This is a genomic window from Acinetobacter sp. T63, assembly GCF_053852345.1.
In genome coordinates, this window is the sequence record NZ_CM132659.1 from 2406224 (window position 1) to 2425988 (window position 19765).

General features: G+C 47.0%; 17 protein-coding genes, 1 pseudogene and 1 riboswitch. Of the genes and pseudogenes, 7 read left to right on the forward strand and 11 right to left on the reverse strand.

Annotated elements, in window-relative coordinates; all coding sequences use genetic code 11:
* Nucleotides 1-2718: a preprotein translocase subunit SecA gene (gene secA / locus ACVLR6_RS11580; protein WP_160241013.1), complete on the reverse strand. Its 2718-nt coding sequence runs from the start codon at nucleotides 2716-2718 to the stop codon at nucleotides 1-3.
* Nucleotides 2719-3057: 339 nt separating this feature from the next.
* Between secA and ACVLR6_RS11585 the strand changes: the two genes are divergently transcribed.
* Nucleotides 3058-3699: a peroxiredoxin gene (locus ACVLR6_RS11585; protein WP_045796045.1), complete on the forward strand. Its 642-nt coding sequence runs from the start codon at nucleotides 3058-3060 to the stop codon at nucleotides 3697-3699.
* 120 nt (nucleotides 3700-3819) lie between these two features.
* Entirely contained in the window at nucleotides 3820-4407 is a 588-nt protein-coding gene (locus ACVLR6_RS11590) for a dual specificity protein phosphatase family protein (RefSeq protein WP_455995257.1), read from the forward strand.
* A gap of 27 nt (nucleotides 4408-4434) precedes the next feature.
* On the opposite strand, the gene ACVLR6_RS11595 is transcribed toward ACVLR6_RS11590, so the two are convergent.
* Genes ACVLR6_RS11595 through trpA form a run of 4 tightly spaced genes read right to left on the reverse strand, consistent with a single transcriptional unit; the run spans nucleotide 4435 to nucleotide 8433 of the window.
* Nucleotides 4435-5460, reverse strand: a complete 1026-nt coding sequence (locus tag ACVLR6_RS11595; RefSeq protein ID WP_160241011.1) for an SPOR domain-containing protein — start codon at nucleotides 5458-5460, stop codon at nucleotides 4435-4437.
* Nucleotides 5457-6740, reverse strand: a complete 1284-nt coding sequence (gene folC / locus ACVLR6_RS11600) for a bifunctional tetrahydrofolate synthase/dihydrofolate synthase (RefSeq protein ID WP_127799864.1) — start codon at nucleotides 6738-6740, stop codon at nucleotides 5457-5459. Before folC ends, ACVLR6_RS11595 begins: the two co-directional genes overlap by 4 nt.
* On the reverse strand, nucleotides 6737-7633 hold the full coding sequence (gene accD, locus ACVLR6_RS11605) for an acetyl-CoA carboxylase, carboxyltransferase subunit beta (RefSeq protein ID WP_005179967.1): 897 nt from the start codon (nucleotides 7631-7633) through the stop codon (nucleotides 6737-6739). Before accD ends, folC begins: the two co-directional genes overlap by 4 nt.
* Nucleotides 7630-8433 (reverse strand): tryptophan synthase subunit alpha, encoded by an 804-nt coding sequence (trpA, locus tag ACVLR6_RS11610; protein ID WP_005179970.1) that lies wholly within the window; start codon nucleotides 8431-8433, stop codon nucleotides 7630-7632. The genes accD and trpA overlap by 4 nt, the downstream gene beginning before the upstream one ends.
* Before the next feature lie 364 nt (nucleotides 8434-8797).
* Here trpA and ACVLR6_RS11615 point away from each other — a divergent pair.
* Nucleotides 8798-9112: pseudogene (locus ACVLR6_RS11615) on the forward strand (Na+/H+ antiporter NhaC family protein); the annotation flags it as partial.
* 86 nt (nucleotides 9113-9198) lie between these two features.
* Here the strand turns inward: ACVLR6_RS11615 and ACVLR6_RS11620 are convergent.
* Nucleotides 9199-10284, reverse strand: a complete 1086-nt coding sequence (locus ACVLR6_RS11620) for a helix-turn-helix domain-containing protein (RefSeq protein ID WP_160241008.1) — start codon at nucleotides 10282-10284, stop codon at nucleotides 9199-9201.
* A gap of 120 nt (nucleotides 10285-10404) precedes the next feature.
* Here ACVLR6_RS11620 and ACVLR6_RS11625 point away from each other — a divergent pair, with 120 nt between their 5' ends.
* Nucleotides 10405-11283: a metal-dependent hydrolase gene (locus tag ACVLR6_RS11625; RefSeq protein WP_016658655.1), complete on the forward strand. Its 879-nt coding sequence runs from the start codon at nucleotides 10405-10407 to the stop codon at nucleotides 11281-11283.
* A 101-nt stretch (nucleotides 11284-11384) separates the two neighbouring features.
* On the opposite strand, the gene ACVLR6_RS11630 is transcribed toward ACVLR6_RS11625, so the two are convergent.
* The 4 genes from ACVLR6_RS11630 to ACVLR6_RS11645 all read right to left on the reverse strand — a co-directional run bounded on the left by ACVLR6_RS11630 (nucleotide 11385) and on the right by ACVLR6_RS11645 (nucleotide 15302).
* Complete coding sequence (locus tag ACVLR6_RS11630) at nucleotides 11385-12377, reverse strand: DUF2804 domain-containing protein (RefSeq protein WP_005179978.1); 993 nt, start codon at nucleotides 12375-12377, stop codon at nucleotides 11385-11387.
* 167 nt (nucleotides 12378-12544) lie between these two features.
* Nucleotides 12545-13063, reverse strand: coding sequence for a DUF1543 domain-containing protein (locus tag ACVLR6_RS11635; RefSeq protein WP_455995259.1), 519 nt, complete (start codon nucleotides 13061-13063; stop codon nucleotides 12545-12547).
* Between the two features lie 369 nt (nucleotides 13064-13432).
* On the reverse strand, nucleotides 13433-14677 hold the full coding sequence (gene trpB, locus ACVLR6_RS11640) for a tryptophan synthase subunit beta (protein ID WP_168405850.1): 1245 nt from the start codon (nucleotides 14675-14677) through the stop codon (nucleotides 13433-13435).
* The gene (locus ACVLR6_RS11645) at nucleotides 14658-15302 is read right to left on the reverse strand and encodes a phosphoribosylanthranilate isomerase (protein WP_455995261.1); all 645 of its coding nucleotides are present in this window, start codon (nucleotides 15300-15302) and stop codon (nucleotides 14658-14660) included. Before ACVLR6_RS11645 ends, trpB begins: the two co-directional genes overlap by 20 nt.
* A 145-nt stretch (nucleotides 15303-15447) precedes the next feature.
* Nucleotides 15448-15668, forward strand: a riboswitch (cobalamin riboswitch).
* Nucleotides 15669-15706: 38 nt separating this feature from the next.
* Between ACVLR6_RS11645 and ACVLR6_RS11650 the strand changes: the two genes are divergently transcribed.
* The 3 genes from ACVLR6_RS11650 (at nucleotide 15707) to ACVLR6_RS11660 (ending at nucleotide 19105) form a co-directional block, all read left to right on the forward strand.
* Nucleotides 15707-17569 (forward strand): TonB-dependent receptor plug domain-containing protein, encoded by a 1863-nt coding sequence (locus ACVLR6_RS11650; RefSeq protein ID WP_455995263.1) that lies wholly within the window; start codon nucleotides 15707-15709, stop codon nucleotides 17567-17569.
* Between the two features lie 95 nt (nucleotides 17570-17664).
* The gene (locus ACVLR6_RS11655; protein ID WP_455995265.1) at nucleotides 17665-18246 is read left to right on the forward strand and encodes a cob(I)yrinic acid a,c-diamide adenosyltransferase; all 582 of its coding nucleotides are present in this window, start codon (nucleotides 17665-17667) and stop codon (nucleotides 18244-18246) included.
* Between the two features lie 145 nt (nucleotides 18247-18391).
* A complete protein-coding gene (locus ACVLR6_RS11660) occupies nucleotides 18392-19105 on the forward strand; it encodes a glycerophosphodiester phosphodiesterase (RefSeq protein WP_005179990.1) in 714 nt (237 codons plus the stop codon).
* Between the two features lie 62 nt (nucleotides 19106-19167).
* Here ACVLR6_RS11660 and ACVLR6_RS11665 read toward each other — a convergent pair whose 3' ends face one another.
* A complete protein-coding gene (locus ACVLR6_RS11665) occupies nucleotides 19168-19659 on the reverse strand; it encodes an META domain-containing protein (protein ID WP_005179993.1) in 492 nt (163 codons plus the stop codon).
* Nucleotides 19660-19765 lie beyond the last annotated feature (106 nt).

Genomic DNA, 19765 nt, shown 5'->3' on the forward strand with positions numbered 1-19765 from the left:
TTAGATTTTGCCGTGGCACTGTTTGTATTTCAGACCTGAACCACATGGACATGGTGAATTACGGCTTGCCGGTGGCGTAAACACCGTTTCGGTTGGGGTTGTCTGCTGCGCATCGGCTTCGAAAGTTTCACCGGTCAGACTGTCCACATCGGCATGAGACAGATTCAGCTGCATCGCCTCGGCTTGTGCCTGTTTCTGTGCTTCAAGTTCAGCCAGTTCTTCAGCTGTTGGTACGTGTACGCGAGACAAGTCAGTCACGACATCAGACTTGATCACAGCGAGCATGTTCACAAACAGGTTAAAGGCTTCTTTCTTGTATTCCTGCTCCGGATTCTTTTGCGCATAACCACGTAAATGAATGCCTTGACGCAAGTAGTCCATTGCCGCCAGATGGTCTTTCCAGTGACGATCCAGCGAGTTGAGCATAAAGTGACGCTCCAGCATGGCTGCAGATTCATCACCCATTTGCTGACGGCGGCTGTTATAACGAGCCACCAGCTCATCAGAAATACGTTCGACCAGACCTTCTTCATCCAGACGGCGATCTTCTTCTAACCATTGGTTAATTGGCAGATCTAAAGCCAGATCTTCACGTAACGCCTGCTCCAGACCGTCAATATCCCACTGATCATGAATCGACTCTGGTGGTACATAGTTGGCAATCACGCCCTGAATCACTTCACGGTGCATTTCTTCGATGTAATCTTGCAATGAGTTTGCGGCAAGAATTTCATCACGCTGTGAGTAAATAATCTTACGCTGTTCATTGTTGACGTCATCGTATTTCAACAGGTTCTTACGGATATCGAAGTTACGTGCTTCAACTTTGCGCTGGGCATTTTCAATCGAACGCGACACCATTTTGTGTTCAATGGCTTCATCTTCTTTCAGGCCCATGGCACGCATCATGGCCACCACACGATCACCGGCGAAAATACGCATCAGGTCATCTTCAAGTGACAGATAGAAACGCGACACACCCGGGTCACCCTGACGACCGGCACGACCACGCAGCTGGTTATCAATACGGCGTGATTCATGGCGTTCAGAACCAATAATATGCAAACCGCCTGAGGCCAGTACCGCTTCGTGGTTCTGGTCCCATTCTTCTTTCAGACGTTGTTCATCTTCAGGTGTCGGGTTTTCAATTTTGGCCAGCAGAGCTTTCCAGTTACCACCGAGCAGAATATCGGTACCACGACCCGCCATGTTGGTGGCAATGGTCACCGCACGTGGTGCACCGGCTTGGGCAATAATATCGGCTTCACGTTCGTGCTGTTTGGCGTTCAGAACTTCGTGATGAATACCGGCCTCTTTCAGTTTGTCCGAGAGGATTTCTGAGGCTTCAATGGTGGCAGTACCAATCAGGATCGGCGCGACACCGGATTCCTGCACGCGCAGGATTTCCTGAATAATCGCATTGTATTTGCCTTCACGATTTAAATAGATTAAATCGTTATGGTCCTGACGGATCATTGGACGGTGGGTTGGAATAATTACCACATCCAGACCATAAATTTCTTTCATTTCTGCCGCTTCAGTATCGGCAGTACCGGTCATACCGGACAGTTTTTTGTACAGACGGAAGTAGTTCTGGAAGGTGGTGGTGGCCAGAGTCTGGTTTTCAGGCTGGATTTCCAGACCTTCTTTGGCTTCAACTGCCTGATGCAGACCTTCAGACCAGCGACGACCCGGCATGGTACGGCCGGTGTTTTCATCGACAATAATCACTTCACCATCATGGATGATGTAATGCACATTGCGCTGATACAGGAAATGGGCACGAATGGCCGCAGACACGTGATGTACCAGATTCAGGTTGGAAGCAGAATACAGGCTTTCCCCTTCTGCCAGCAGCCCCATCTGAATCAGCTCATTTTCTACGGTTTCATAACCGACTTCGGTCATTTCAACCGAACGCTGTTTTTCATCAATCCAGAAGTGACCGCCATCTGGCACTTTCTCTTCTTTTTGCGGATGCAGTTTAGGCGGAATGGTATTAATCGCCGCATACAGCTGTGATGAGTCTTCGCTCTGACCCGAGATAATCAGCGGGGTACGTGCTTCATCAATCAGGATCGAGTCGACTTCATCGATAATGGCATAGGTCAGGCCACGCTGCTTTTTCTCTGCCAGCGAGAACACCATGTTGTCACGCAAATAGTCGAAACCAAATTCGTTGTTGGTCCCGTAAGTAATATCGGCACGATAGGCTTGCGCTTTTTCGGTCGGGTCCTGCATCGAATAAATAATGCCGATGCTTAAACCCAGAAATTCAAAGAGTGGACGGTTGAGTTCGGCATCACGCTGCGCTAGGTAGTCGTTCACGGTAATCACGTGTACGCTTTCACCACTTAAGGCATTCAGGTAACAGGCCAAAGTCCCCATTAAGGTTTTACCTTCACCGGTACGCATTTCTGCAATTTTACCTTCGTGCAGGGTAATACCACCAATCAGCTGTACATCATAATGGCGCATGCCCATGACCCGTTTCCCGGCTTCACGGCAGACTGCAAACGCTTCTGGCAATAACTTATCTAGACTTTCGCCCTTGTTATATCGTTGTTTGAATTCTTCGGTTTTTGCAGATAAGTCTGCATCGCTTAAGGCTGATATCGTCGGCTCGAGCGCATTAATCTTGTCTACGATTTTACGCATGCGTTTGAGTTCGCGCTCATTTTTGGTACCGAAGATTCCTCCGATCAGACTTGCCAACATGAATAGACTCTCTAAATCTTGCTTGTCAAAAGAATAATTTGTTCTCAGTCGTTATTATGGTGCTAGAAATTTGAAGTACAAGGGTTTTGCACACAACCCATCAAAAAATTCTGATGATTTCTATCCGTACAGCGAAGCTAAGGCAAGATAATGTAGCAAATTTTAATCGGATGATATAGTCAAAGCATGACAATATGACTGCATGTTTTTTCAGCATTTCATTCAATCACTTATTCAATATATTCATAAAGAATTACAAAAAAAGTATTTTCAATGCTAAAAGAATTGCGCCATAGTCAATCCCATCCCCCAATACAACAACGATATGAGGCAGTTAAAATGAGTTTACGATTAGGCGATACCGCACCCGACTTTACTCAGGAATCAAGCGAAGGCACCCTGAACTTTTATGAATTTCTGGGCAACAGCTGGGGCATCCTGTTTTCACATCCTGCCGACTACACCCCGGTCTGCACCACCGAACTGGGCTATACCGCAAAACTCAAACAGGAATTTGAAAAACGTGGCGTCAAGGCCATTGCCCTGTCGGTCGATGATGTCGAGTCACACAAAGGCTGGATTAATGACATTAACGAAACCCAGAACACCAGCGTGAATTTTCCGATTATTGCCGATCAGGACCGTAAAGTATCGACGCTATATGATTTTATCCATCCCAATGCCAGCGAAACCCTGACGGTACGCTCCCTGGTGATTATCGATCCGAATAAAAAAGTGCGTTTAATTATTACCTATCCGGCCTCTACCGGGCGTAACTTCCATGAAATTTTACGCGTGGTCGATTCCCTGCAACTGACCGACAACTATAAAGTGGCCACCCCGGCCAACTGGCAAGAGGGTGAAGATGTGGTGATTGTGCCTTCACTGCAAGATGAAGCCGAATTAAAACAGCGTTTCCCGAAAGGCTATACCGCAGTGAAACCATACCTGCGTTTAACCCCGCAGCCGAATCGTGACTAAATAATCAAGGTCCGTTCATCTTCCTGTATGCCTGTCTTCGGACGGGCATTTTTCATGGTACAAGGTCAGCACCTCAGCCGTGCTACACTGGGATGGTCCAGCACAACCGATTAGAACACTATGCCCAAAAATCTGCTTGCCCTGGTCCTGACCTGCATTTGTTGCACGGGCTGTATGACTACACCGGCCTTGCCTGAACAGCAGCGCCCGAGTGCCTGGGCTCAACCGCTGGATGCACAGCATAATTTTTATCAGGTCAGCCCGATGCTGTTTCGCAGCGAACAGCCCGATCAGCAGCTGGCAGCATTGTTACAACAGCATGAGATTGATGTAGTGATTAATCTACGCCCCAAAGCGACAGATGCTGAACCGCTACAGCAGCATGGACTGCAATCGGTGCATCTACCGATTCATACCTGGGCCATTGATCGGGAAGATTTATTGCAGGTAATGCAGCAGATTCAAAGCGCCCAAGCCCAACAGCAGAAAGTGCTGATTCATTGTTATCATGGTGCAGACCGGACCGGGGCCAGTGTGGCCATGTACCGGATTATGTTTGAACACTGGCCGGTGGAACAGGCGCTGGCAGAAATGAAATATGGCGGCTTTGGCTTCCATCCGATCTGGGTCAATATTGATGCCTTATTTCGTCCTGAAAATATAAAATGGATTCGACAGCAACTGTCGAATCCATCGAATGAAAACTAAGGGCAAAATACCGAAGGATACTGACAACTAGTTCCGCTTATCTAACGGCACCCAGTCAATGACCCAGGCTGATTTCATGTTCAGGCTGGCATCTGCTGCAATTTTCTTGCGTGCTGCATCGGCACTTTCACGGTCTTTAGATGGCCCCACCATAATCCGGATCCCTTTAGAGGTTGGACTCTTGGTGACTTTATAGCCTTTGGCTTTTAAGCGCGCGGCCAGTGCATCGGCATTGGCTTCATTGGCGGCCAGTGCCACCTGCACCATCCACTGTTTGCCATCATCTTCGCCTTCCAGCAGTTTACGTGCTTTCTCGGCTTCAGCTTTCTTTTTGGCTTCTTCTTCGGCTTTACGTTTGGCTTCTGCCTGACGTTTTTCTTCAGCTTTGCGCTTCTCTTCTGCAGCTTTCTGTTCAGCAGCCTTGCGTTCCTGTTCGGCCTTGCGTTTGGCTTCTGCCTGACGCTTCTCTTCGGCTAAACGTTTTTCTTCCGCAGCTTTTTGTTCTGCTGCTTTTTTCTCGGCAGCAGTACGTTCCTGGGCCGCTTTCTGCTCGGCAGCTTTTTTGGCTTCAGCTGTTTTTTGCTGTTCCAGCTTTTTCTGGGCAGCCAGTTTTTCTTCAGCCAGACGTTTTTGTTTGGCCTGCTCATCTTCAACCAGCTCTGGCGGAATATTGTCGGAACTTTGCTGCTGGCCATTACGTAGTGCATTTAAGGCCGCATATTCTTCTGCAGCCTTACGGGCGGCTTCAGCTTCTGCCTGCTGCTGCATGGCCAGGAATTCAGCTGCACGCGCTTCCTGTTCAGCCACGGCTTTTTCACGGGCACGGCGCTGCTCTTCCAGCAGACGTTTTTCAGTTTCTACATCTACCGTTAAAGGTTGTAGCTGAATCATTTCGGCTTCAGGCACAGTATTTTGCTGTAACTGTTCGACCCGTTCTGGCGTTTTGACATTATTTTGATGTATTTCTTCTTGGCCTTTCAGGAGTAATGCTGCCAATAACACACCACCACCCAATAAAACAACGCCGCCCATCCAGCGCTGTTTGTTATTCATTGACATTCTTCCAAATACTCCCATACCGCTTCTAAGGTATGAAATGATCCACATACCAAAATCAGCTGATTATTGTTCGTTTCATCCAGCGCTGATTTAAAAGCTAATTGAACACTATCAAAGTGCTGTACTGTTTCGCCCTCGAGAGCCGCATCCAGTTGTGTGATGTCTGCCGCACGAGGAACATTTAATTGTGCAATTTTCCACATTAAAACATGTTCTTTCAATAAGGCAACGACAGAATTCACATCTTTATCGGCCAGCATGGAAAACACACTGATCACTTCGGTGTACTGTTTATTGTAATTTAAATAATTTCGCAATTGCTTTAACAAAAACTCTACACCGTGCGGATTGTGCCCGGCGTCAAAGATTACGGTCTTGCCGGCAATCTGGCGAATTTCAAAACGGCCCGGGAGCTGGGCCTGTTGGATGCCTTCGGCAATCGCCTGCTGCTGGATGTTCAGACCGCTAAGTAACACGGCGGCAACTGCGGTCGATATATTTTCCAGCGCCAGCGTGCCAAGCGGTAATTTCAAGGTGCTGCCACTGCTGGCAAATAACCAGGACTGGCCATCTGCAGCGGTGCGATAAAAATAATCACGATTGGCGACATACAGCGGGGCCTGACACTGTGCTGCCTTGTCCTGAATGGCTTGCGGTAATTCCTGCACGCCGCCAAAGATCACCGGAATATTCGGGCGGATGATGCCGGCTTTTTCAAAGGCAATTTTTTCAATGGTATCGCCCAGCCAGTCGGTATGATCCAGCCCGATATTGGTAATCACGGCCATATCGGGATGTACCACATTAACCACATCCAGACGGCCACCTAGGCCAACTTCCAGCACCCAGACATCACAGGCCTGCTGTTTAAAAATGACAAAAGCCGCCAGCGTGGTGGCTTCAAAAAATGATAAACTTAAATTACAGTCACGACGCGCCTGATCAACCTGTACAAAGGCCTCAATCAGTTGCTGGTCATCGACCTCGACGCCGCCCAGTTTGACCCGTTCATTAAAACGGTAAATATGCGGCGACTGATACAGCCCCACCTGATAACCCTGAGCATTTAAAATCGCGGCCAAGGTGGTGGTGGTGGAACCTTTGCCATTGGTGCCCGCGACGGTAAACACTTTTGCGTCCGGGTGAGTGACGCCCAGCTTTTCAGCCACAGGAATCACCCGTTCCAGACCTAAATCAATCCCTGTAACGTGAACATGGCTCCAATAATTGAGCCATGTTTCTAAAGAGTCGGTTGCAAGTGGTGCTGTATTCAAGACAAATTCATCAGTTTCGTGACAATGCGATATACAGTATCACGTAATGCATGACGATGAACAATCTGATCGACCACACCATGATCAAGCAGGTATTCCGCGCGCTGGAACGGTTCATCCAGTTTTTCACGTACGGTTTGCTCAATTACACGCTTACCGGCAAAGCCAATCATGGCTTTTGGTTCTGCCAGATGAACATCACCCAACATTGCCAACGATGCCGTTACGCCACCATATACCGGATGAGTTAAGACCACGATATACGGCAAGCCCGCTTCTTTTAAACGCTGGATGGCTGCTGAAGTACGCGCCATCTGCATTAAAGACAGCATGCCTTCCTGCATACGCGCACCGCCCGATGCTGCAAAGCAAATTAACGGCTGACGTTGCTGAATGGCACGTTCCGCTGCCAGCACAAAACGGTCACCGACCACCGTGCCCATAGAACCACCCATAAAGTCAAATTCAAAGGCACAGGTGGTTACCGGCACGCCTTTTAATAAACCTTGCATGACCAGTAAAGCTTCAGTTTCACCGGTTTTCTTTTGCGCTTCGGCCATACGGTCCGGATACGGCTTGCTGTCCACAAATTTCAGTGGATCTTTGGCAGAGAATTCCTGACCCAATTCGGCATCGACCTGATCGAGGAACCAGGTTAAACGGTCACGCGCTTTCATGCGTAAATGCTCGTCACATTGCGGGCAGACATAGGCATTGAAAGACATGGCTGTACGAGTCACCAGTGCATGACATTCCGGACATTCGATAGTTGGTTCGGTGAATGTCGCCTTTAAGGCTTGCTGCTCATCCGGTACATGAATTCCCGGTACGCCGCGTTCTGTCCACGGCGTAGTTGGGCTTAAGATTTTCCCTGGCTTGACTTCTTGACTCATACTAACTCATCGAGCGCGGCTCGAAGCTCCTTGACTTTATTAACCGTTTCAACCACGGCTTGTTCTGGTTCGAGGTTGGCAAACTGTTTTACGAAAGCACTGCCGACGATGACGGCATCTGCCACGGCACCCATGACTTTGGCAGATGCCGCATCACTGATACCGAAACCGACACCAACCGGTACATCGGTGACTGCCTTGATTTTCTCAATCCGCTGCGCCGCTTCAGAAACATCTAAAGTGGCTGCACCGGTCACGCCTTTAAGCGACACGTAGTAAATAAAGCCGCTGGCCTGTTTCACTACATGCTGGATACGCTCATCGGTAGAGGTTGGTGCCAGCAGGAAAATCTGGTCCATATCATACTGCTGTAAGATCTGGTCTAAATCGGCAGCTTCTTCTGGCGGCAGATCCACCAGCAAGACACCATCTACCCCACATTCATGCGCATAGGCGACAAACTTCTGGTAGCCAATGACCTCAACCGGGTTTAAATAACCCATGAGCACCACTGGTGTTTCCGTGTCTTTTTGGCGGAATTCCTTGACCATATTCAGTGCATCGAGGGTATTGGTTCCCCCTGCCAATGCACGTTCTGCAGCCAAGGCAATGACTGGACCATCGGCCATCGGGTCAGAGAATGGCAGTCCAAGCTCAATCACATCTACACCCGCCTCAACCATTTGATGTAACAGCGGTACCGTTACCTGTGGCTGTGGGTCACCTGCCATGACATAAGATACGAGGGCCTTACGTTGTTGAGATTTCAACTGTGCAAATCGGGTGGCTAAACGTGACATAGGGCTGTGCTTTCCTTGAATAATTCAAAACTGATAAGTTGCTATTGTCGAAATACAGGACATCGCATTGTAACGCTATTTTTTGCTCATTGAACAGAGCACAGCTGGTCGATGCCCGATTTCATCAGCAAAGCGCGAATTTCAGAACAACCCGAAAGCTACATTTACCGATATTTCGGTTTTTTTCTCAATGATCAAAGATGCCTAATTTCGCTATTCCCAGCAATCTCAAGCAGTTAGAAAAACCCAATGGCTGAGCAAAAAAGATGATAAAAATAGGACAGTTAGCATTTACATTTAAAGTTTTCAGAAATAGCAAAAGCTGCTTTATACTAGCGCCGTTTTCAGACTTTTTCTTATTTCTATGATTTCCGACTCCCAGGCAAAAGTGCACGCTCGCGGGCTTGCGCTGTTGCCACTTATTGTATTTTTAGCCATTTTTTTAGGCAGTGGCATTTACCATTCCCTGATTGGGACCGAGTTTGCCTTCTATCAGGTCAAGGCGCCGGTGGCAGCCATTCCAGCCATTATCCTGGCATTATTGCTCTATCGTGGTCAGCTGAACCGGGCCATTGAAGAATTTTTGCAGGGCGCCAGCCATCCCAACCTGATCCTGATGTTTATGGTGTTTATGCTGGCCGGTGCCTTTGCCAGCACCAGTGGCGCCATTGGCAGTGTCTATTATTGCTGGGTGCTGGCGATTTTTGCGATTGCCGCTATTGCCTTGCGTTTCCCTAAACTGCGCACGGCTTAAGACTGTACTTTTTAATTTTCCAAGCGGCTATTCAGCCGCTTTTTATTGGTGGTCTGTTGCTGACGCAGTACCCGGCGCCGCTCGGTTAAGGTCTGGCCGCAATGCGCTTTATAGGCACGCGCCAAAGCCGACTGATCGGAATAACCGAGCTGGCTGGCAATCTCGGTCAGACTCAGCTTTTGCGGTAATAGCAACTCACAGCGTTTGATCCTTTCCATGTCCAGCAGCTGTTTAAATGAGGTCCCCAGTTCACTCAGTTGACGCTGCAAAGTGCGACTGGACATACACAGCTCGACAGCCAGCTCATCCAGCTTGGGTGCTTGTTGCTGCAGCCTTAAATAATCGGCAATCAAATGACGCAGCTTCTGGTCCAGCCCTTCCAGCAAAGGTTTGGCCGCCATCGCTTCTTCAGCCTGTTTTTTTAAAATCCCGATTAAAGTTGGATCAGGCTGCTGTGGTTGCAGCTGCAGGCTGTCGATGCTCAGCACCAGCTGATAATCCGGCTGATCAAACAACACTTCGCAGCCATAAAACTTTTGATATTGATACAGCGCCGTTTGCGGAGCATGGGCAAAATGAACCCGGCGCAAGGGAAAGTGTTCGGCCGCAAACATCTGCCGGGCCAGCTGCAGCATACAGGCAAAGGTGATTTCGTGAATCAGCGTGCTCTGATCCTGCGGATTCGGCCAGGAGACAATCAGCAGATCATCCTGCTGCTGAATCTGCATGGGAACCGCTTCGTTAGCATCAATCACCAGCCGGCTAAACTGGGCAATATACTGCAAGGCCTCGGCCACGCTATTACTGCGCGAGGCCATATAGCCGAGCACACCAAAATGTTCCGGACGGATAAAACGCGCCAGTTCAAACACCAGATAGGCTGTGTTCAGCTGCTGCCGGGTCTGTTCCAGCAGCGTAATAAAAGCCTGACAGGAAGATTGGCCATCAATCGGCAAACTCAGTACATGCTGCACATATTGCTGCAAGCTGTCTGACAGCTCGAGCTGTTGCGGCTGCACACCTTGTGCCTGCAGGTAGGACTGCCACAAGTGTACATAGCCGTTTGGAATCTGAATATCACTCGGGTAAGTTGTCATCCTGACATTTCTTATTTTCACTATGGCGTAAAATGTATAAAAACTGGCAAGACTTGTCAAAACAAAGCCGCTAAAGCCCGACATACTGCAGATATGAACGACTAGATGAAGTAAAACAAGATGAATGCCATAGTCCAATATCAGGCGCAACCAGTGGTGCGCAGCAATCTCGACTTTAAGCTGGAACAGATTCCACGCTTCTGGTTTGGTGGAGATCCTTTTCTGACCCGCATGTTTGATGCCTTAAGCCTGACCTTTCCCGATGGGGAACGCTATTTTATTCAGTCGGTACGCTTGTACCGCGAGCAGATTCAGCAGCCAGAACTGCAGCAACGCGTGGCCGACTTTATCCGCCAGGAAGCCCAGCATGGCATCGCGCATGACAAAATGAACCAGCTAATGAAAAATCAGGGTATGCCGGTGGATCAGTTTATCCGCCAGCTCAACCGGATTTTTAAATTTGAACTGGAAAAACGCTCACCGGAATACAATATTGCCACCACGGCAGCAGCCGAGCACCTGACCGCCCTCATGGCCGAAACTTTTTATGCCCATCGCTCGACGTTAGCTGAAGCACATCCGTATGTACGCGCCTTGTTTGCCTGGCATGCGATTGAAGAAATGGAACATCGGGATGTGGCCTTTGATGTAATGCGTGATGTGGCCCAAGTTTCTGAAGCGATGCGGCATTTTGCCCTGGTCTGGACCACGTTCCTGATGTTTGGTTTTACCATTTATCGGGCCAATATCATGTTAAAACAGGATGGCTTTAGTCTGTGGCAGCGTCTGCAACTGAATGCCAAAGGTTTGCCGTGGTTCTTTGGCAAAAAAGGCACCTTGACCCGGATGGGCCGGCTATATAAGGACTGGTTTAAAAAAGATTTTCATCCCAGCCAGCATCCGATTATTGCCCAGTATGAAGTCTGGATTAACACCTTGGAACAGACCAATGATCCGATTCAGGCCGGTGAAGCCTTCTGGCAGGCGGCTAAAGATTAAAGAAAAGTTATGATGGATTAAAAAAGCTGAATGTCAGGTTCAGCTTTTTTATTGAGTGGATGAGTTGTAGCTTTTTGGTGAGAAGGAGCAGCGACGAAGATCTACCATTTGGCATAATGCTGTTCCAGCAAGGCATATTCATTCAGGAACACAATTTCCTGATCATCCTGCACAATGGTGCCGCTGACTTTGGCCTGCCACTGGCTAAACTGGCTGCCCACCAGGCGCAGGTTCAGATTTTCATAACGGCGCCAGCCGGTGGTCACAGTTAAATTCAGGCTTTGATCCAGCGAGACAATATTCCACTGGTTATCTGACTGCTGCTCAAATAACACATCTGCCAGCGGATACAGGCGGCCATTGACCCACAGACAGTTTTCATTGCCAAAGCTTTCATTCACGCCAGAAGCCAGATTAATGCCGACCCGCTTGTTCTGGGCATCCCAGAAATTACAGGACAGCCAGAACCAGGCCGTTTCCGGGCGTAAAAAACCACAGGTATCATCCAGAGAAACAAAAGTTTTGTCATGAAACTGGATGGTTTGTCCCTGCTTGTTGATAAAAAAACCTTCACAGCCGAGCGTGGTCAGCTTTTGGGTATAGGTCCAGCCATTAATCCCATTCGGACTACACATGCTTAATGGATCGGTGCCGGCACAGAAAATTCGCGCACTCAGGCGCAGTTCGCCATATTTAGTCACCCGGATATAACGCACCCCATTGGCATGCTGAATATCCAGCTGATAGCCGGCTTTATGAAAATGGCTATGGTTAAACAGCGGCTGCTCGTCCAGCACCGTATGCCGGGCCAGAAAACTGATCGCATCCCATTCCAGCACTTCACCGGTCAAATGATTGTAGATATAAACAAAACCATGTCCGGCCCAGGCAATATCAACAATAGCCAAGCCAATGGTATAGTGCTCATGCTGAATACAACAAAATTTAAACTTTTTATATTTTAATCGTTTACGCCACCCAGACAGCACATCACCATAAGGGCTTTTATATTGATAATGATGGTATTGGATACTGGTCGGTAATTGCTTAAAACGTCCGTAACGTGGCTGTCCATTCTGTTGTATTAAATCCATGTACGACATTCCATGTGGTTTGAGACACTGTAGCTACCGCTTTATTATGCCTATAAAATCTGGCCAGAAAAATAAAAATAAGATTATTTTATCTAAACAATAACAAAAACATAGATTGCTTTCTTTCACAATATTGGAGTCAAGCTGATTGCTTAAGTCTGCTACAGTCAGGACTCGGCAATAGGCAAATAGGTATTTTCCCAGCGGTTTCCGGCAAATTCCCCGGCCACCAGTTGTACATAACGGCCATGCACCTGATCAATGGCGATGCAGTCATCGACATCCAGTACCCGGTCGGTATGCTGCGTTTGCCAGTGTGCAGCAAAATATGCCTTGCCACGCTGTTTGGCCACCATGGTATTTTGTGCAACCACCAGAACATAGCGATGCAATTCGCCAAATTCACGCGCATCGTAGCCGCCTAAATTGATTAGCCAGAGTTTTTCATGCGCCTGATTCGGGGCCGCATTACTAAATTGCAGCTGATATTGTTTGCCTTCAAATTCCACCCCATTGATTTGCGCCCAGGCATCAATATGTAAGCCTTGCTGCTCACCAAACCAGGCCTGTCTTAGCTGAGGGAAAGTCTCTTCCAGCGTGTTACCCACGGTAAGAACCACATCGTGCACTTCGGTATTGGCGCGGGCATGACGACCGCCTAACATGACGATAAACAGACTTGGCATGGGAGACTCCAGAAGATGGTTTTAACCAGGTAGAAGATAAATCAGCAATATGATACGCGTTGGCGATCGGGATGTCGCCTGTTGAGCAGCATGACAGGGACGTCAGATCTGCTCAACAAAAGTCTTTGCTTACTTTGGGCTTTTCCAAAGTAAGGGAAAATCTGGATGAATTATAATTGCCTGAATTTGTGTCAAAAATCGGATCTGAATAATAATCCTCCCCTCGTCCCTCCTTTAAAAAAGTGGGGAACTTTCATTACAACAATAAAAAAATCGCACCCAATTGCTTGAATGCGATTTAAATCCTCCCAACCCTCTTTTACTAAGGAGGGCTATTCCCTCTTTCTTAAAGAGGGTTAGGGAGATTTTTTACATATCCACCATTTCCACGCCATCAATACGCGCTACCGTCATCAAGTCTTTATCACCACGGCCTGAAACCGTTGCAATAATAATTTGATCTTTCGACATGGTCGGCGCCAGCTTGGTCACGTACGCCATCGCATGTGAACTTTCTAATGCCGGAATGATGCCTTCAATCTTGGTCAGGTCACGGAAACCTTGCAAAGCTTCCTGGTCATTAATTGGCACATAATCCACACGATGCATATCTTTCAGGAAGCTATGCTCAGGACCCACGCCCGGATAATCCAGACCAGCAGAAATCGAATGGGTTTCAATAATCTGGCCTTGTTCATCTGACATCAGGTAAGTACGGTTGCCGTGAAGAACACCGACATGACCGGCATTTAATGGTGCAGAGTGTTTACCCGTTTCAATGCCTAAGCCCGCAGCTTCAACACCATACATTTTCACATCCTGATCATTCAGGAATGGATAGAACAGGCCCATGGCATTGGAGCCCCCCCCCACACAAGCCACAAGTGCATCTGGCAGACGGCCGGCTTGTTCCTGAATCTGACGGCGTGCTTCACGGCCAATAATGGACTGGAAATCACGCACCAGCTGCGGATAGGGATGTGGACCCGCCACAGTTCCGATCACATAATAGGTTGAATCGACATTGGTGACCCAGTCACGCATCGCTTCATTCATGGCATCTTTTAAAGTTTTAGAGCCACTTTCTACCGCGACGACTTTGGCACCCAGCAAACGCATACGATACACGTTCATGGCCTGGCGCTTCACATCTTCCGCACCCATGAACACTACACATTCAAGACCTAAACGCGCCGCGATGGTTGCTGTCGCCACACCATGCTGACCGGCACCAGTTTCGGCAATAATACGTTTTTTACCTGAAAGTTTGGCCAATAACGCCTGACCAATGGTGTTGTTCACTTTATGCGAGCCGGTATGGTTCAGGTCTTCGCGTTTTAAGTAAATCTGTGCACCACCCAACTCTTTCGACCATCGCTCAGCATAATACAGTGGACTTGGACGACCGACATAATAAGCGAGATCACGGTCGAATTCTGCCAGAAACTGTTCATCATTCTTCATGCGGAAATAGAGCTTTTCCAAGTCTTCTAAAGCCGCCATCAGGGTTTCTGACACAAAACGTCCGCCATGGATACCGAAGTGCCCTTTTGCATCAGGGAACTGGGTATAGTCAATTGCCTGTTTTTCTGTATTAACAGTTTGCTGATCCACGATGGACTCCTTGCATAAAGCGTTCTATGAGTTGTTGGTCTTTAATACCTTTTGCGGATTCTACGCCTCCGCTCACATCTACAGCAAACGCGGCTGTGGTGTGAATGGCGTCTTCAATATTGTCAGGGTTTAATCCACCGGCCAAAATCAGTGGAATATCCAGTTGGGGAAAGCTGCTCCAGTCAAAGCTGTGCCCGGTTCCGCCCTTTAATTCAGGATGCCAGGCATCTAAAAGTACAGCGCTGGCACCGGCCTGCTGATATTTTTGAATTTCAGCCACCACATCTAGGCCCGGTTTAACCTGAATCGCCTTGTACCAGCGACGTCCAACCTGCTGCGCAATCGACTGGCACTGTTCCGGGCTTTCATCGCCATGAAATTGCAGGATGTCCAGCGCGACTGTATTGAGAGTGGCCTGAATCTCACGGGCTGAGCTATTTACAAATAAACCCACCACCTGCACATAAGGCGCAATGGCCTGTACCAGAACGCTGGCCTGTTCTGCGCTCACACTGCGCGGACTTGGAGGATAAAATACAAAACCAATTGCATCTGCACCACTGTTGACGACGGCATGTACATCTTCAACCCGGGTGATGCCGCAAATTTTGGCACGGGTTCGCATAACTTGTTTGGCTCTCGTAATGCCCGCTTTATAGCCTATCTATAAATATGGGGCCGGCTCATTGTAATGCAAATTTTTTCACTTGAGTAAAGTTCAGCCTGATAATTCTTGCACAAGTTGTTTAAAATGCATACGGCACTTATACTGCGCCCGTTTCACAGCAAGTTTAAGCCTTGGCTTTAGGGAAATTGGTGAAAATCCAACACTGCCCCCGCAACGGTAACAATGAAACATATATCAGTTTAAATCATGCGATTTACACCACTGTATTCAGATATGGGAAGGTGGATATATAGGTCCAGGTCATCATCAAGATGCCTGGCGCCACATTGAAGTCCGGATACCTGCTTGTTGTGCCCTTTAACTCAATCATTCACGTGGGGTGAATGTATGGAGCACATCTTATGTCTATTCCATTTCAGCCTGCTGCCTTAGCAGGTTCTATCGCGTTTGCTTTGGGTTTTTCCTCATCAGTTTATGCTGCCGAGCAAAAAGTTGCACAAGCAGCTTTAGATACCATTGTGGTGACCGCTACCCGATCTGAAGAAAAAATTGAAAATGTACCCGCGCGAATTAATGTCATTGAACCAGTAAAATTGCAACAATCTCCCATCGCATCATTACCTCATCTGTTATTAGATGATGCCTCGATTAATATGGTGCAAACAGGTGGTTACGGACAGCAAGCCTCAATTTTTTTACGTGGTACTGAATCTGATCATACCCTGATCATGCGTGATGGGATTCGCTTAAATACACCTTCTCAAGGGTCAGCATCTATTCAGTTTATAGATACGACCGACCTAAAACAGATTGAAATTTTAAAAGGCCCCGCTTCTGTTCTGTATGGTACCGATGCCATTGGCGGTGTTATCCAGCTGGTTTCAAAAACGCCTGAAACGACAGGTGCATTTCTTACTGGAGAAGTGGGTGAAAACAGCACCTACAAGTCCATTATCGGAGCTGATCTTGCGGAAGATGGCTTTTATGCACAAATCCGTGGTCAACGTCTTGAATCAGATGGCGATGTCATTTTAGATAATGATGAGCGTAAATATAGCTATGATCAAAAAGGCTATAGTGCCAAAGTCGGCTTAGAAAAAGAACGTTTTTCAACTTCTTTAGATTTCAGTCAGAATGAAGGAAATGGTGCGTACAAATTAAATGGAAATCTTGTTTCTCAAGATTTTGAAAATGAAATTATTAACCTTAAAGGTAGAGCCCAGCTTGCATCAAACTTTGAATTAAATGCTCGTCTTTCTCAATTTAAAGATGATTTAGATCAGCTGGATAAACCAGATTTTATCCATAACACTGCACAAGAAGCAGAATTATATGGCAAATGGCAATTCTCACCTATACAGAATATTCTTGCTGGTATTACACACAAAAATATGAAGGCGGATATCTTTTATCAAGGTGAGGGATATGAGTGGGATGGCATTTTCTATCCTGGAGAAGATGTTTTTTACGATAAAGAAATCAAATCTACGGGCTACTTTGCTCAACACCAATATCAGACTGACAAAATTCAAACTCAAGCAGGAATTCGTGTAGAAGATAACGAACGATTTGGCTCACATACTGTGGGTCAAGCTGCAGTTCGCTATCATTTTAACCCTTCTACAAGTGTATATAGCAATATTGGCAGCTCATTTAGGGCACCAAGCATGAATGACTTGTACGCACTGAGTTGGGGTGGAAATCCAGATTTAAAACCAGAAGAAGGTTTTGCTTACGAAATAGGTTTAGATCAAAAACTTACAGATCATTCAGTCCTGAGTTTATCGATATACCGCAATGAAGTAGATAATTTGATTACCTCCAAAGCAGGGAAATTGGTCAATGTAAATAAATCAGAATTTACGGGTGGCGAACTTTCTTATAAATGGAAAGCAAATGATCTATTCCTGAATACCTCTTATGCTTATGTACAGGCAAAAGATGTTGATCTCAAAGAAGACCTGCAAAAAAGACCACGCCAAAAAGTTACACTTTCAACAGGTATTCAAAATGAAATCTATGGTTTGAGTGCGTCAGTTGTTGGAAGTTCAAAATCCAAAAGTTGGGACAACCGATATAAGAATCCAGGTTATGCTACTATTGATTTAAATGCTTACTGGAATATCACTCCATCTGTCAAAGTCTTTACCAATATTGAAAATGTTGGTGATGTTCAGTATGAGACAGAATATTTTGGCGGGAATGGTACTTATTACATCAACGGTGGCCGACTCGCCTCTGCTGGTGTTACTTTCAAATATTAAGTTCACTACAGTTTAAATAAATACTTTTGAGAATCATGTCATGCCTATGGCATGATTCTTTTTATTTACAGCATTTAATTATTTAAGGATCTATTATGGGCCACCGTTTAAGCAAAATCTACACGCGCACAGGCGATTCGGGTACTACAGGGCTTGGTGATGGTTCACGCGTTGCCAAAGATGACTTACGTATTACCGCTTTGGGTGATGTCGATGAACTGAATGCCGTGATTGGCGTATTACGTGCACAAATTTCAGCAAGTAACATTGAAGATCAAGCCGCTTGGGATAAATCTTTAAGCCTGATCCAGCACTGGCTATTTGATCTGGGCGGTGAAGTCTGCATTCCGGGCTTTACTCTGGTACAACCGGTATCAATTGAGTTTTTAGAAAATGATATTGACCGCATGAATGAAGCGTTGCCGATGTTAAAAGACTTTATTCTGCCTGCCGGAACGCTGGTGTGCAGCTTTGCCCATCAGGCGCGTGCTGTCTGCCGTCGCGCAGAACGCAGCGTGATGTCAGTGCATAGCCGTGACCAGAATATTCAGGCCACGTCTTTGCAGCTCTTAAACCGTTTATCTGACTGGTTATTTGTGGCTTCACGCACCCTGCAACGCAGTGAAGGCGGCGCTGAAGTGCTGTGGCAAAAAAATATTAACGAAACGATTGAATAAAGCCGTCATTTTCATAGAAAAAATTGATGAAAATATGCGCTGATCTGAATTGTATAAATTTAAGATCAGCGCACAATAGCGCTGTCACATCCCGGTCATCTTAAAGGCTCACAATGAAACTTCCTCTCCAAACGCTGAGCCTGTTATGCGTATAATTGGACATCGTGGTGCCCGCGGCGAAGCCCCGGAAAATACCCTGGGCGGTTTTCAGTATATTCAGGATTTAGGCGTACGCGCTGTCGAATTTGACGTACGTCAGCTCAAAGACCAGCAACTGGTCATTATGCATGATGATCATTTGATCCGGACCACCGGTCAGGACCGTCCGCTGTATGAATGCAGCACGCAAGATTTACATCATTATAATCAGGCCTATGGCTGGAAAAACTGGTCGAATTTTGAAATCACCCCGTATTTAAACCAGACCCTGGCCCTAATCCAGAACTTTGAACATATCGAAGTTGAAATTAAAGCGGTGGAAACCCAGGCGCAGGCTGAACAGCTGACCTTGGCCTTGCATCAGCAGCTCAAAGGCTTTGAACATTCTGCTGTGATTACCAGTTTTGACCTGAAAATTCATCAGGCCTTACAGGCGCAGCAATCGACCTTTAAGCGCGGTTTACTGATTGAAGAAGATATTCAGGAACAGGCCATTGAACAGGCATTGCACTTTGGCTGCTGCCAGATTGGCTGGATGAATGAACTGGCGACCCCGCGCATGATTCAGGCCACCCAGCAAGCACAACTGGGGGTGAGTGTCTGGACGGTCAATGAAGTGGAACGTGCCAAACAGCTGAAAGATTTAGGCATTAACGGTTTAATTACCGATTTCCCAAAACTGATGATGCAACATATTTAAAACAATAGATGCTCAATCAGCCTGCATGTTACAGGCTGATTTTATATTGATTGAACTTCTATTTAGCGTTGATTGGCCTGAATCAGCATTAGCCCGCGCTCATCCAGCAAATATAAGGTTTTACCCTGTAACTGGAAGCGTTTGACCCGTTGCAAGGCATCCATCAAGTCGGCTTCCTGCGCCAGCGCATGATCACAACTATTATGCGTGGCACGGCTGTTCAGGCTTAAACGGCCCTGACTGAACTGCAGCTGATAGCGGCCGAAAAGAGAATTACAGCCGGTATTGCCCTGCAGATTCTGAAAACGGGAATTGAGCATTAAATACGGGCTGGCATGAAAATAACGTGCCTTTTTCCCCTGAATGGTTTGAATTTCCCAGCGAATATCCTGCAGACCATCGCTACTGCGTTTAACCGCTGCCGGTGCTTTTACCGCACGTGGCTGTGACTGGACTTTGGAGGCTGTAGAAGACGGCGGTGTGCTTTGACAGGCCGTAATGAAAACCACCGCGATCAAATACGGCAAAATTAAACTAATTTTACGGTATCTCATGTGATTGATTTCGCATTGATCAAGGATTTATCTTTATCATGCCGCAGCCTTCGATAAAATCAATGAAGCTTCAATCTTATTCTGTTACTGTTTGGTACAATACATC

Bases quoted from the DNA above. Each gene is read 5' to 3' on its own strand.
- secA (WP_160241013.1), bottom strand. From the start codon at position 2,718: ATGTTGGCAAGTCTGATCGGAGGAATCTTCGGTACCAAAAATGAGCGC.
- ACVLR6_RS11585 (WP_045796045.1), top strand. From the start codon at position 3,058: ATGAGTTTACGATTAGGCGATACCGCACCCGACTTTACTCAGGAATCA.
- ACVLR6_RS11590 (WP_455995257.1), top strand. From the start codon at position 3,820: ATGCCCAAAAATCTGCTTGCCCTGGTCCTGACCTGCATTTGTTGCACG.
- ACVLR6_RS11595 (WP_160241011.1), bottom strand. From the start codon at position 5,460: ATGAATAACAAACAGCGCTGGATGGGCGGCGTTGTTTTATTGGGTGGT.
- accD (WP_005179967.1), bottom strand. From the start codon at position 7,633: ATGAGTCAAGAAGTCAAGCCAGGGAAAATCTTAAGCCCAACTACGCCG.
- trpA (WP_005179970.1), bottom strand. From the start codon at position 8,433: ATGTCACGTTTAGCCACCCGATTTGCACAGTTGAAATCTCAACAACGT.
- ACVLR6_RS11620 (WP_160241008.1), bottom strand. From the start codon at position 10,284: ATGACAACTTACCCGAGTGATATTCAGATTCCAAACGGCTATGTACAC.
- ACVLR6_RS11625 (WP_016658655.1), top strand. From the start codon at position 10,405: ATGAATGCCATAGTCCAATATCAGGCGCAACCAGTGGTGCGCAGCAAT.
- ACVLR6_RS11630 (WP_005179978.1), bottom strand. From the start codon at position 12,377: ATGGATTTAATACAACAGAATGGACAGCCACGTTACGGACGTTTTAAG.
- ACVLR6_RS11635 (WP_455995259.1), bottom strand. From the start codon at position 13,063: ATGCCAAGTCTGTTTATCGTCATGTTAGGCGGTCGTCATGCCCGCGCC.
- ACVLR6_RS11645 (WP_455995261.1), bottom strand. From the start codon at position 15,302: ATGCGAACCCGTGCCAAAATTTGCGGCATCACCCGGGTTGAAGATGTA.
- ACVLR6_RS11650 (WP_455995263.1), top strand. From the start codon at position 15,707: ATGTCTATTCCATTTCAGCCTGCTGCCTTAGCAGGTTCTATCGCGTTT.
- ACVLR6_RS11655 (WP_455995265.1), top strand. From the start codon at position 17,665: ATGGGCCACCGTTTAAGCAAAATCTACACGCGCACAGGCGATTCGGGT.
- ACVLR6_RS11660 (WP_005179990.1), top strand. From the start codon at position 18,392: ATGCGTATAATTGGACATCGTGGTGCCCGCGGCGAAGCCCCGGAAAAT.
- ACVLR6_RS11665 (WP_005179993.1), bottom strand. From the start codon at position 19,659: ATGAGATACCGTAAAATTAGTTTAATTTTGCCGTATTTGATCGCGGTG.